Source organism: Micromonospora musae, assembly GCF_003626545.1.
Classification (GTDB): Bacteria; Actinomycetota; Actinomycetes; order Mycobacteriales; family Micromonosporaceae; genus Micromonospora; species Micromonospora musae.
On record NZ_RAZS01000001.1, the window covers coordinates 79,954 to 92,362 of the forward strand.

General features: G+C 72.7%; 12 protein-coding genes. 2 read left to right on the forward strand and 10 right to left on the reverse strand.

The features are described 5' to 3' along the window. Positions 1 to 15 precede the first annotated feature (15 nt). Positions 16 to 1,038 (reverse strand): stage II sporulation protein M, encoded by a 1,023-nt coding sequence (locus D7147_RS00395; protein ID WP_120673244.1) that lies wholly within the window; start codon positions 1,036 to 1,038, stop codon positions 16 to 18. A gap of 39 nt (positions 1,039 to 1,077) precedes the next feature. Here D7147_RS00395 and D7147_RS00400 point away from each other — a divergent pair, with 39 nt between their 5' ends. Both D7147_RS00400 and D7147_RS32565 read left to right on the forward strand, forming a co-directional pair. Beyond that, positions 1,078 to 2,106 (forward strand): RDD family protein, encoded by a 1,029-nt coding sequence (locus D7147_RS00400; protein ID WP_233562855.1) that lies wholly within the window; start codon positions 1,078 to 1,080, stop codon positions 2,104 to 2,106. Between the two features lie 222 nt (positions 2,107 to 2,328). Continuing rightward, on the forward strand, positions 2,329 to 2,481 hold the full coding sequence (locus tag D7147_RS32565) for a hypothetical protein (protein WP_187398596.1): 153 nt from the start codon (positions 2,329 to 2,331) through the stop codon (positions 2,479 to 2,481). Between the two features lie 98 nt (positions 2,482 to 2,579). On the opposite strand, the gene ahcY is transcribed toward D7147_RS32565, so the two are convergent. From ahcY to D7147_RS00445, 9 genes are all read right to left on the reverse strand, one after another. Next, entirely contained in the window at positions 2,580 to 4,076 is a 1,497-nt protein-coding gene (gene ahcY / locus D7147_RS00405) for an adenosylhomocysteinase (RefSeq protein WP_120673245.1), read from the reverse strand. A gap of 379 nt (positions 4,077 to 4,455) precedes the next feature. Further along, positions 4,456 to 5,619 (reverse strand): mannose-6-phosphate isomerase, class I, encoded by a 1,164-nt coding sequence (gene manA / locus D7147_RS00410; RefSeq protein ID WP_120673246.1) that lies wholly within the window; start codon positions 5,617 to 5,619, stop codon positions 4,456 to 4,458. 5 nt (positions 5,620 to 5,624) lie between these two features. Next, on the reverse strand, positions 5,625 to 6,632 hold the full coding sequence (locus D7147_RS00415; RefSeq protein ID WP_120673247.1) for a cation diffusion facilitator family transporter: 1,008 nt from the start codon (positions 6,630 to 6,632) through the stop codon (positions 5,625 to 5,627). 148 nt (positions 6,633 to 6,780) lie between these two features. After that, positions 6,781 to 7,977, reverse strand: coding sequence for an SIS domain-containing protein (locus D7147_RS00420; protein ID WP_120673248.1), 1,197 nt, complete (start codon positions 7,975 to 7,977; stop codon positions 6,781 to 6,783). Beyond that, positions 7,974 to 8,159 (reverse strand): Trm112 family protein, encoded by a 186-nt coding sequence (locus D7147_RS00425; protein WP_076471238.1) that lies wholly within the window; start codon positions 8,157 to 8,159, stop codon positions 7,974 to 7,976. The genes D7147_RS00420 and D7147_RS00425 overlap by 4 nt, the downstream gene beginning before the upstream one ends. 60 nt (positions 8,160 to 8,219) lie before the next feature. Beyond that, positions 8,220 to 9,605, reverse strand: a complete 1,386-nt coding sequence (locus tag D7147_RS00430; protein WP_120673249.1) for a phosphomannomutase/phosphoglucomutase — start codon at positions 9,603 to 9,605, stop codon at positions 8,220 to 8,222. A gap of 69 nt (positions 9,606 to 9,674) precedes the next feature. Further along, complete coding sequence (locus D7147_RS00435) at positions 9,675 to 10,715, reverse strand: hypothetical protein (protein ID WP_120673906.1); 1,041 nt, start codon at positions 10,713 to 10,715, stop codon at positions 9,675 to 9,677. 211 nt (positions 10,716 to 10,926) lie between these two features. Next, complete coding sequence (nfi, locus tag D7147_RS00440) at positions 10,927 to 11,631, reverse strand: deoxyribonuclease V (RefSeq protein WP_120673250.1); 705 nt, start codon at positions 11,629 to 11,631, stop codon at positions 10,927 to 10,929. A 182-nt stretch (positions 11,632 to 11,813) separates the two neighbouring features. Next, positions 11,814 to 12,404: a DinB family protein gene (locus D7147_RS00445; RefSeq protein WP_199734049.1), complete on the reverse strand. Its 591-nt coding sequence runs from the start codon at positions 12,402 to 12,404 to the stop codon at positions 11,814 to 11,816. Between the last annotated feature and the right edge of the window lie 5 nt (positions 12,405 to 12,409).

Consider the following 12,409-nt stretch of genomic DNA (forward strand, 5'->3'; position numbering starts at 1 on the left):
CGGTCGATCATGACGTTAACGGGCCGAAGGGAGATCCAGAACGCCGTCAACATCATGATCAACGGGGAGGGGTGGAGGTGAGGGCGCGGGGGTGGGGGTGGGGTGGGTGGCGCGGCGGCCGAGGATCAGGACGTACGCCAGGAAGGCCAGCCAGACGGCGGCACCCACCCCGACGCGGAGCGGAACCGGCACCGGGGCCGGAGTGACGAACGCCTCGACCAACGCCGAGACCGCGAAGACCCCGACCAGACCGAGCGCGACCACGATCGCGGAGCGGCCCGCCCGGGCGACCGCCTGCCCCCGGGTCAGCTCGGCCGGCGGTGAGATCCACGCCCACCCCGTACGCAGACCCAGCCCGGCGGCCACGAAGACCCCGGTCAGCTCCAGCAGCCCGTGCGGGGTGATGAGGCCGAAGAAGACGTCCGCCCGGCCGTACGAGATCATCACCCCGCCGACCACGCCGATGTTGAGCGCGTTCTGCCAGAGCAGGTAGAACACCGGCACGATCAGCACCCCGGACGCCAGGCACTGCGCGGCGATCCAGGCGTTGTGCGTCCAGAGGTGGAAGGCGAACGTCGGCGCGGAGAACTCGGTGTAATAGCCGGCGAACCCCGATTCGACCAGCTCGGCCGCCGCGTCGTCACCGATGAACGCGGCAGCGGTGTCCGGGTTGTCGGCGACGAACCACATCAGGAGGAAGCTGAGCAGGCTGAAGCCGGTGGCCACCCCGCACCACCACGGCCAGGCCCGGTAGACCGCGCCCGGAAACCCGGCGACCAGGAACCGGGTGACCGCCGACAGGGACGGGCGCGAGCGGCCGGTGATACGCGACCGGGCCCGCAGCACCAACTGGGAGAGCTGACCGACCAGCGCCGGGTCGGGTGAGCGGCTGCGCAGCACGGAGAGCTGGGTGGCCGTCCGCTGGTAGAGGGCGATCAGCTCGTCGACCTCCTCGGCGTCGAGGCTGCCGCGCTGGCACAGCGCCTCGAGGCGCCGCCACTGCCCGCCGTGCTCCGCAACGTACGCGTCGAGATCCACAAGCACCCCCGTCCGGCGATCATAGTGTTCACTGTCGGGGTGAGCGCGCAACCACCGTCGTCGGCCCGTACCCGCCCGGAGGCCCGGGCCGTGCCGTGGAGCGACGCCGGTCTGGTCAGCGGCGAGGCCGTGGCGCTGGAGGTCCGGGTCGCCCGGCTCGGCTCGCGGGTGCTCGCCCTGCTGCTGGACGTCCTGACCCAGCTGGTGGCCGCCCTGCTGCTCGCCGTGCTCTTCGCGCTGCTGTTCACGGCGCTGCCGTTCGAGCTGGTCGACGCGGCCTTGAACAGCGCGACCGGCACGCTCGGACTGGCGTTCGTGCTGGTCGGCTACCCGGTGCTGATGGAGCGCTTCAACAACGGCCAGACGGTGGGCAAGCTCGCCGTCGGCCTGCGGGTGGTCAGCGCCGACGGCGGTCCGGTCGGTCTCCGGCAGTCGCTGACCCGGGCCCTGGTCGGTGTCGCCGTGGAGTGGCCCGGCCTCATCCTGCCGCTGGTCAGCTGGGTGGCCGGGGTGACGGTGATGCTGACCGACCGGCGCGGTCGTCGCCTCGGTGACCTGGTGGCCGGCACGCTGGTCGTGCACACCCGCACCGCGTCGGTGTGGCGTCCCGTCCCGACCGCGGTCCCGGCGCTGGTCAACTGGGCGTACACGCTGGACCTGAGCCGGCTCGACGACAACCTGGCGCTGGCCGCGCGGCAGTATCTCGCCCGGGTGCACCGGTTCGCGGAGCCGGCGCGATCAAGGCTGGCGCGTGGCCTCTGGGCCGAGGTCGCCGCGGTGATCACGCCGCCTCCGCCGTTGGCCGCGCCGGAGACCGTCTACCTGGCCGCGGTGCTCGGCGAACGGCATCGCCGGGCGGTGCAGCGGCTCCAGCAGCGCCGGGCGGTCACCGCGGCGCTCTGGCCGGAGCTGGTTGCCGCCCCGCCCACCGCGGCGATCCGCCCCGCCGCGCCCGAGTCCACGCCGCCGGGCGCGTCGAACCCCCCGGTGGTACGTCCGCCCGCGCAGCCCACCGCCCCCACCGTCCGTCCGGCGACGGCGGCGGCGGGCGAGCATCACGGTGCCTGACCGACGGCCGCGCGCGAGCAGGCCGGACCGACGGCCGGCACCGCCCGTGCCCGTCCGGCGGGGCCGGGGTGCGACAGGTGCCCGCTGCTCGGCTGCGCGGCGCGACCGGCCGGCGGCTGTGGAAGGATCCGGAGCATTCCTACGCGCAGACAGGACGACCGTGCCCGACGACCTGTTCACCCGTACCGCCGCGTCCGCCCCGGCCCTGCCCGGACGGCGACGGTGAGGGGTTTCGGCCCATGGCTGGCGGTGCTGGCCGTGGTGTTCCTGCTGAGCGCGCTGCGGATGCGCGCGCTGGCCACGGCGGTCTCGCTGGCGTGGCTCGCCTGGTGTGTCTGGACCTGGGTCCGCCCGAGCCGGCGCGGCCCCGGTTGATTCCCGGCACGCGGCGGCCCTGACCGGCCACGGACGCGGGGCGTCCGAGAACGCGAACCGGGCCGGTCGCTCGCGCGGCCGGCCCGGTTCCCGTCGGATCAGTAGCGGTAGTGCTCGGGCTTGAACGGACCCTCGACCGACACACCGAGGTAGTCGGCCTGCTCCTTGCTGAGCGTGGTCAGCTTCGCGCCGAGGGCGTCGAGGTGCAGCCGGGCGACCTTCTCATCCAGGTGCTTGGGCAGGACGTAGACGCCGGTCGGGTACTCGTCGGTCTTCGTGAAGAGTTCGATCTGCGCGATCGTCTGGTTGGAGAACGAGTTCGACATGACGAAGCTCGGGTGGCCGGTCGCGTTGCCCAGGTTGAGCAGGCGCCCCTCGGAGAGCACGATGATCGCGTGGCCGTCGTCGAAGCGCCACAGGTCGACCTGCGGCTTGATGTTCTCGCGCGTGACGTCGGAGCGCTTGGCCAAGCCGGCCATGTCGATCTCGTTGTCGAAGTGGCCGATGTTGCCGACGATGGCCTGGTGCTTCATCCGGGCCATGTGCTCGTTGGTGATGACGTCGTAGCAGCCGGTGGCGGTGACGAAGATGTCCGCCTGCTCGACGACGTCGTCCAGGGTGGCGACCTGGTAGCCGTCCATCGCGGCCTGGAGCGCGCAGATCGGGTCGACCTCGGTCACCACCACTCGGGCGCCCTGGCCGCGCAGCGACTCGGCACAGCCCTTGCCCACGTCGCCGTAGCCCATGACGACGGCCATCTTGCCGCCGATCAGCACGTCGGTGGCGCGGTTGATGCCGTCGATCAGGGAGTGCCGGCAGCCGTACTTGTTGTCGAACTTGCTCTTGGTCACCGCGTCGTTGACGTTGATGGCCGGGAAGAGCAGGGTGCCCGCGCGGTGCATCTCGTAGAGGCGGTGCACGCCGGTGGTGGTCTCCTCGGTGACGCCCTTGATGGTGGACGCGATCCGGGTCCAGCGCTGGCCGTCCTCGGCGAGCGTGCGGTGCAGCAGCCCGAGGATGACCGCGTACTCCTCGGAGTCGGCGGACTCGACAGGCGGTACGACGCCGGCCTTCTCGAACTCGACGCCCTTGTGCACGAGCAGGGTGGCGTCACCGCCGTCGTCGAGGATCATGTTCGGGCCCTGCCCGTCCGGCCAGGAGAGCACCTGCTCGGTGCACCACCAGTACTCCTCCAGCGTCTCGCCCTTCCAGGCGTAGACCGGAACGCCGGCCGGGGCGTCGGGGGTGCCGTTCGGGCCGACCACCATCGCCGCAGCGGCGTGGTCCTGGGTGGAGAAGATGTTGCACGAGGCCCAGCGGACCTGCGCGCCGAGCGCGACCAGGGTCTCGATCAGGACGGCCGTCTGGATGGTCATGTGCAGCGACCCGGTGATCCGGGCACCGGCCAGCGGCTGCGCCGCGGCGAACTCGCTGCGGATCGCCATCAGCCCGGGCATCTCGTGCTCGGCGAGCCGGATCTCCTTGCGCCCGAACTCGGCGAGCGACAGATCCGCCACCTTGTAGTCGCCGCCGGCGACGGTGTTCGGCCGGGCCGCGGACGGCGTTCCGCTGGCCGCCGGGAGGGTGCTGGTCATGGAAGCTCCTGTCGGACGATGTGCTGCGCGACCCTCCACCTTACGCGCGCCGGCATGTGGGCACCCCGGCCGCCCGCAGACGCGCGGGACGCGGACAGCGCACGGGGCGGTCGGCCGTGAACGGACTTTCCGTCCACCATCCGCCCGCCCCGTGCATCCCCCCGGTTTGGTTCCCCGCGCGTTCTCGGACCGTCGTCGCGATCACGCTGCGTACTCATAGAGTCACACTGCGCGAGGCCCGCGTCAAGCTATTTCGGGAAAGTCGGACTTGGAATTCCCGTCGCCGGGCCGCGACCCGCCGCCGAGGTTGCCGACCGGAACCTGTCGACCGCCCGGAGCAGCCCGGTGGACCCGCCCGACGGGTGCCCCGGCCCTGAGGTCAGCTCACGCCACTCGACGCGACGTACGCCTGACCGGATCCGCTGATCCGCAGCGGCCCGCCGGCCGCGCTGCCGATGGCGGCCTGGCCGCTCTCCAGCTTCAGCACGCCCGTCCCGTCGTCCACCGTGAGCGGGCCGGTCACGCAGAGCACCACCCGGGGGCCGTCGACCGAGAGCTCCGCCTCCGGCACCTCGCCGCCCACGGTCACCCGCTGCAGCGCGAAGTCGTCCACCGGCACCCGCCAGCAGTCCACCCCGGCACCGGCCGGCCGCGCGGCGACCACCGGATCGTCGAGCACCTCGAAGCGGAGCACCCGCAGCAGCTCGTCGACGTCCACCCGCTTCGGAGTGAGCCCGCCGCGCAGCACGTTGTCACTGGCCGCCATGATCTCCACGCCGGTGCCGCGCAGGTAGGCGTGCAGGTTGCCGGCCGGCATCCAGATCGCCTCGCCGGGCACCAGCCGGACGTGGTTGAGCAGCAACGCCACCAGCACGCCCGGGTCGGCCGGGTACTCCGCCGCCAGCGACCGGGCCAGATCGGCGTCCGGGCCCTCGGCCGGCGAAGCCACCACCGCGGACACCAGCCCGGCCCGCTCCTCCTGCGGCCAGGTGAGCAGCGTACGGACCGCCGTGCGCAGCCCCGCCAGGCCGGTACGCAGCGCCGTCACCACCGGCTCCAGCGCCGGTACGTCGAACGCGGCGAGCGCCCGCGCGGACTCCGCCGGGTCACGGAACCCGCAGAGCGCCTCGAACGGCGAGAGCGCGACCAGCAGCTCCGGCTTGTGGTACGGGTCGACGTAGTTGCGCTCCCCCACCGGACGTGAGATGTCGGCGGCGTGGCCGGCCCGTGCCTGCTTCGCGTCCGGGTGCGCCTGGAGGCTCAACGCGCCGTCGGCGGCCAGCACCTTCAGCAGGAACGGCAGCCGGGTGCCGAACCGGTCGACGCCTTTGCGCCCGAGCCAGTGCTCGGGCTCCGCCGCCAGTACGTCGAGCAGGCTGACCCGCTCGCCGTCCCGCTCGACGGCGGCCGGAGCGCCCGGGTGGGCGCCGAGCCACAGTTCGGCCTCCGGGCCCTCGCTCGGCACCGGGCGCCCCTGCAGGGCGGCGATGGCCGAACGCGATCCCCAGGCGTAGTCCCGAACAGGGCCGTACAACAGTTCCACGTGTTTCAGCTCCCCGGCCGTTCGGCCGTCTCGTCCGCCGCATCCTGTGTCGGCGGTGCCGCGGTGGGCGCGGCGGACCCGGTGCCCGCCCGCTCGGCCGCAGCGCTGTAGATGTCCGGCTCGAGGTAGATGACCCGGGCGATCGGCACGGCCGCGCGGATCCGCGCCTCGACGGCGTTGATCCCGCGCGCCACCTCCTCAGCGGTGTCGCAGGCCATGACGGCGACCTTCGCGGCCACCATCAGCTCCTCCGGGCCGAGGTAGAGCGTCTTCATGTGGATGATCCGCTCGACCTCGGGACCCTCGGTCACGGCCCGCTCGATGGCGGCCAGGTCGTGCGACTCGGCACCCTCACCGAGCAGCAGGCTCTTCGTCTCGATGGCGAGGACGACCGCGATGGTGACCAGCAGGATGCCGATCATCGCGGTGCCCAGCGCGTCCCAGCGGCCGTTCTCGGTCACCAGGGTCATGCTCACGCCGAAGAGCGCGAAGAGCAGACCGATCAGCGCGCCGAAGTCCTCCAGCAGCACCACAGGCAACTCCGGCGCCTTGGCGCGGCGGATGAACTTGACCCAGGACTGGTTGCCCCGGAGCTGGTTGGACTCCTTGATGGCCGTGCGGAAGGAGAACGACTCCAACGTGATCGCGATGAGCAGCACGCCGATCGGCACCCAGTGGTACTTGGTGATCGCCTCCGGGTGCTCGTACTTGTGGTAGGCCTCGTAGAGCGCGAAGAGACCACCGACGCTGAACAGCACGATGGAGACGATGAACGCGTAGATGTAGCGCTCCCGGCCGTAGCCGAACGGGTGCTGCGGGGTCGCTTCCCGCTTGGCCCGCTTCCCGCCGAGCAGCAGCAGCCCCTGGTTGCCCGAGTCGGCCACCGAGTGGATCGACTCGGCCAGCATCGACGACGATCCGGTCAGCGCGAACGCGATGAACTTCGTGATGGCGATACCGACATTGGCCAGCAGGGCGGCGATGATCGCCTTCGTCCCGCCTTCGGCGCTCACGCCGCCGCTCCGCTCCGCCGGGCGACACCGTGAGCCGCGACCGCACCGAGCCGGATGCTCCGCTCACCGCGTACGCCCACGCCACCGCTCGGCTCCGCCGCGCGAGGCCGCCGGCCACGGGAGTCCCGCGCCGACCACCAACGTCCGATCACTGGTTCGACAGCTCCTTCATCTCGGTGATGGCCGGTACCGCCATCGGGTCCAGCCCGTGGGCCAGCGCCAGGTAGATCGAGGCGAAATCCGGGACCGCGGTGAGCGAGGCGAGCCGCTCCAACGCGGAGCCCCCCTCGGCCGTCACCACGTCACAGCGAACGCCTCGGCGCTCCGCGAGGGTCTGCACCGCCTCGGCGCGTCGCTCCTCCACGGCGAGCGGTTCGTCGGTGTCGTCCTCCGCGTTCAGCCCGCCGTCGCGCAGCAGCACCAGCCGCAGCCGGGTGCCGTCGTCGCTCTCCTCGTCCGGGTCGGCGAAGATGTCCCGCTCGCCCTCCGCGAGGCCGCCGAAGACTCCGTCGAGCAGGCCCACCCGGCCCCGCCCGGCCTCGCCCAGCGCCCCGGTCACCACCGGGTACCGGGCGTTTGCCGAGAGGGTGTCGCCGAACCGGCGCGCCGCGACGGTGGCCAGCGGCGACGAGCCCCAGACGATCGGGATCGACCCGGCGAGCCCCAGCGCCAGCGACTTGGCCGGGTTGACGAAGGACTCGGCGGTGGGCCGGCAACGGTCGGCGTCCGCGTCGAGCCGGGCCGCGGTCTCGGCCAGGTCCGCCTCGTTGACCTTGACCAGCCCGAGCGTACGCGCGGCGAGCAGCACCGGAACGGTGAGCGCCCAGAGGCTGGCCCGGGCCGGGGCACGCCGGGGTACCGGAATGAACGGCGCGCGCGCCCGCTCGGCGACCGACTGGAGCTGCGAGTCGGGCGCACCGACCGCGACCAGCCGGGCGCCACGCCGGTGCGCCGCCTCGGCAGCGCCCAACGCCTCCGGGCTACGGCCGGAGGCGCTCACGGCGATGACCACGTCGGCCGCGCCCACCCAGCCCGGCACGCCCGCGCTGCGGTGCGCGATCACCGGCACCGGGCAGCGCGGTCCGGCGACCGTGGCGAGCACGTCGCCGGTGCGGCCGGCGGTGCCGATGCCCGCGATGACCACCGCGCGCGGCCGCCCCTCGTCGGCGAGCACGGAGAGGTTCGCCTCGGCGGCGAGCGCGGCCGACTCACGGACCTGCGCACCCGCCGCGGCTGTGTGCCGCAGCATGCCGCCCGGGTCGCGCTCGGAGAGCGCGTCGGCGTCGTCGAGCAGCGCCTCGTCGGCTTCCCGGTGACCACTGACTCCGGCGGTACCGTCGATCACGACTGCTGCCCCGGTCCGCCGCGCGCCTCGTCGAGCAGGAGCACCGGCACGTCGTCGCGGACCTCGAAGATCCGGCCGCACTCGGTGCAGGTCAGCGTCTGCGCCTGCGCGTCGTAGTTCAGCGGTGCGTGGTGCGTGTCCGGGCAGGCGAGTATCTCGAGCAACTGCGGATCCAGGGCCACGGCGCGGCTCCTTCCACGTGTGCGGCGTGACCGTCGGCGGTGCCGACGGCGCAGGCGATCTTATCGGCGAACCCGGTCGAGCACCTCGTCGCGGAGGGAGATCATCCGATCCCGGCTCGGTGCCTCGACGTTCAGCCGCAGCAGCGGCTCGGTGTTGGACGCGCGCAGGTTGAACCACGCGCCGTCGGGGAAGCGCAGGGTCAAGCCGTCCAGGTCGTCGGCGACGGCGTCCGGGTACGCGCCGCGTACGTCGGCCATCGCCGCGGCCTGGTCCGCCACGGTGGAGTTGATCTCACCGCTGGCGACGTACCGCTCGTACTCGCCGGCCAGCACCGAGAGCGGCAGCGACTGCTCGCCGAGCGCGGCCAGGGTGTGCATGGCCGCGAGCATCCCGGTGTCGGCGAACCAGAAGTCCCGGAAGTAGTAGTGCGCGGAGTGCTCACCGCCGAAGACGGCGTTGGTGCGGGCCATCTCCGCCTTGATGAAGGAGTGACCGACCCGCGCCACCACCGGCTCCCCGCCGTGCTCGCGGATGATCTCCGGCACCGCACGGGAGGTGATCAAACCGTGGATCACGGTGGCGCCCGGGTACTTGCCGAGCTCCCGCGCCGCGACCAGCGCGGTGATCGCGGACGGCGAGACCGGCTCGCCCCGCTCGTCCACCACGAAGCACCGGTCGGCGTCACCGTCGAAGGCGAGCCCGATGTCCGCTCCGTGCTTCACCACCGCGCGCTGGAGGTCCACCAGGTTGGCCGGGTCCAGCGGGTTGGCCTCGTGGTTGGGGAAGCTGCCGTCGAGCTCGAAGTAGAGCGGCACGATCTCCAACGGCAGCCCCGGCAGCACGGCGGCACCGAGCACGCTCGGCACGGTGTGACCGGCCATGCCGTTGCCCGCGTCGACCACCACCTTCAGCGGCCGGATCTCCGACAGGTCGACGAGCTTGCGCAGATACGCCCCGTACTCCGGCAGCATGTCCCGCCGCTCCACGGCGCGCGTCGGCTCGCCGGCCGGCCGGGGCTCCTCCTTGTCCAGCAGCGCCTGCGCCCGGTCGCGGATCTCGGCGAGCCCGCTGTCCTGTCCGATCGGGCGGGCACCGGCGCGGCACATCTTGATCCCGTTGTACCGGGCCGGGTTGTGGCTGGCGGTGAACATCGCCCCGGGCAGGTCCAGCGAGCCGGCGGCGAAGTAGAGCATGTCGGTAGACGCGAGGCCGATCTCGATGACCGAGCGTCCCTCCGCGCGTACCCCGGAGGCGAACGCGGCCGCCAGGCCGGGCGAGGTGGCGCGCATGTCGTATCCGATCACGACGGCGTCGCCCGGCTCGTCGGTGGCGTTCAGCAGCTGGACGAACGCGGCGCCGAGAGCCTCGGCGGCCCGTTCGTCCCACTGGTCAGGCACCGTCCCGCGGACGTCGTACGCCTTCACGATCTGGGACAGATCAGACACCAGTTCACTCCTCGGCCTCAGGTCGTCACGCAACCCTGAGCGTATCGGAGGGCACCGGTCGAGCCTTGGTCAGTCGGGCAGCCTGGGCATGAGGACGGTGTGTTCGCCACCCGGCGCGGGCATCGACGGCGCGCTCTGAGGGTCGTTGCCGGCCCGCTGCCCGGGAACCGGTTGGGTCCGGTCCGGCTCGGCGGCCGGGCGGGCGCCGTAGACGCCGCCGCCCGAGGGCCGCTGCGCGGGGGCGCCGTAGACGGCGCCACCGGCGGGCGACTGCCCGTACACCTGGCCGGGACGTGCCGGCGCGCCGCCCCCGGCGCGGTAGGTGGTGCCACCCGGGTAGCCCGCCGCCATGACCGGCTCGTCGGCGGACGACTTGTCCTGCCGGGACCGGCGAACCAGCAACCCGATCAGCAGCGCCCCGAGGGCGACCAGGCCCAGACCGATGAACATGATCGGGGACATACCGGAGGACTCCTTGGACTTGTCGGTCGTGCTCGGTCCGGTCGGCGCCGCCAGCGCTGCCGGAGTCGAACCAGCATCTGTGGTGGCCTCGGTGGCCACCGGCGTCGGACTCGGCGACGGCTTCTTCGACGGAGTGGGTGACGCCGTCACCCGCGAACCCTCCACCCGCGCCGAATCCGAGTCCCGGCCCAGCGTCCGGCCGGTGGCGTTGGTGGCCTCGCCGGTCACGCTGAGCCGCCCGCCCGGTGCTCCGGCCACGAAGGCGACCCGGTAACGAACCGTGATGCCCTTGCCCCGGCAGAGCGTCGGCTTCGCCGGTGCGGTCGGCGTCGTGCTCACCGCGCCGCCACCGCCGTTGACAGGCACCGGAAACCAGCGCCCACCGTAGTTGACCTGGACCTCCACCTGGTCCGCCGCAAGGCCGTCCAGCCGCAGCCCGAGCGTCGTACGCAGCAGCACGCAACCGTCGCTGCGCTTGCGCACCTCGACGTTCACCCCCTGGGCCGAGCCGCCGGCCCGGAAGCTGCTGGCCGCCCCCACCCGCACCGAGTCGTCATCGGCCAACGCCGGCGACCCGCCGAGCAGCACCAGGCCACCGAGCACCGCGCCGACCGTCGCGAACCGCGCCACGTGCCGCCGTACTGCCATGATCACCTCGCCGTTCGCTCCGGGTAAGGGCCCGCGTCAGGCTACTACCGCCCCACCTGGCGCACTGGTCATAGAGCGGCCCAGATGTGCGCCGCATTACCTTCGCCAGCGCCTCCGCCCCTGGTCACGCCGCCGACCGGAAGCCATTCGAACGGCGGCGACACGCGACGTCCGGCGCGTGGCACGGTGGCTTGTGCCGTGTGGAGGCGGGTCAGCCTGTCGCGGGTGGTGCCGTGGCTTGCGCCGCGATGAGGGTGTCCCGGCAGAGCCGGTCGGCGGTCCGGGTGGTCTCGGGCAGCCGGTAACGCGGGGTCAACGCGAGCACCTGGGCGGCGGCGTTCTCCAGGCTCATCCGGTGGCCGACGCTGACGAAGACCGGCTTCACCCCGGCACGCGTCCGCAGCACCCGACCCACCACCTCACCCCCGTCCCGCAGCGCCGACCACGCGCCCCGCTCGACGGCCGGCGGCACCCAGTCACCGACCAGCGGCGTCTTGCCGACCCCGATCGCCGGCAGGCCGGTCACCACCCCGAGGTGACAGGCGAGCCCGAACCGGCGCGGGTGGGCGAACCCGTGCCCGTCACAGACCAGCAGCTCCGGCCGGGTGTTCAACCGGTCCAGCGCGGCGAGCAGCGCGGGCAGCTCCCGGAACGCGAACAGGCCCGGGACGTACCCGAACGCGGGCCGGCCGACGCTCACGGCCTGGTCGAGCACCGCGAGCGTACGGGTGTCGAGCACCGTCACCGCAGCCGCCAGCAGGTCACCGCTCTCGGCGTACGCGACGTCGAGCCCGGCCACCGTCGCGGGCTCGGCCGGACCGGGCCCCACGAGGTCCACCCGCGACCGCAACTCCTCCTGGACGGCCACCGCCTCGGCCACACTGGCCGGCGTGGCCGCCGCTCCCGGCACGCTCATCGCCCTCCCCCGTGGCGCCCGCGCCGCACACCCCCGGCCGCCCTTGATCGAACAGCCCCGGCCGCCCTTGATCGACACGACTTCCAGGAAGTCGGGCGATCATCCCGCCCTCGACAGCCCGACTTCAATGATCCCGAGTGGATCACCCTCCACCTGGGCCGCGGCTCCGGCCCCGGCCGCACCTACTGCCCGATTCGACCGTCGATCAGCTCGCGGAGCAGGTCGGCGTGCCCGTTGTGCCGCGCGTACTCCTCGATCATGTGCACCAGCAGCTCACGCAGGGAGATGGTCTCGCCGTCGCGCATGCGGCCCAGGACAGCGAGGTCGGGCGAGCGCTCCACCAGCCGCTCGGCGAACTCCACCTCGGCACGCCAGTCCCGCCACGCCTCCTCGACCACATCGGGCTCCGCTATCGCCCCGTTGAAGTCGGCGTCCCGGTCGTTCTCCGTACGGTAGACGGGCGGCACGTCCTCGCCGGCCATCACCCGGCGGAACCAGCCCCGCTCCACCTCGGCCATGTGCCGGACCAGGCCGAGCAGCGACAGCGTCGACGGCGGCACGGCCCGGCGGGCCAACTGCTCGGCGTCGAGATCCGCGCACTTCAGCTCCAGGGTGAGCCGCTGATCGCGCAGGTACTGGACGAGGACCGTCCGCTCATCGTCGAAGCCGCCCTCGGAACGGGGGTCCGCGTCGGGGTGGACGAACATGTTCGACCAGGCGAAGCCCTGAGCGGGGAGATCCTCAGGCTTGCCGGTGGCGGGCGAGTCAGACATACCGC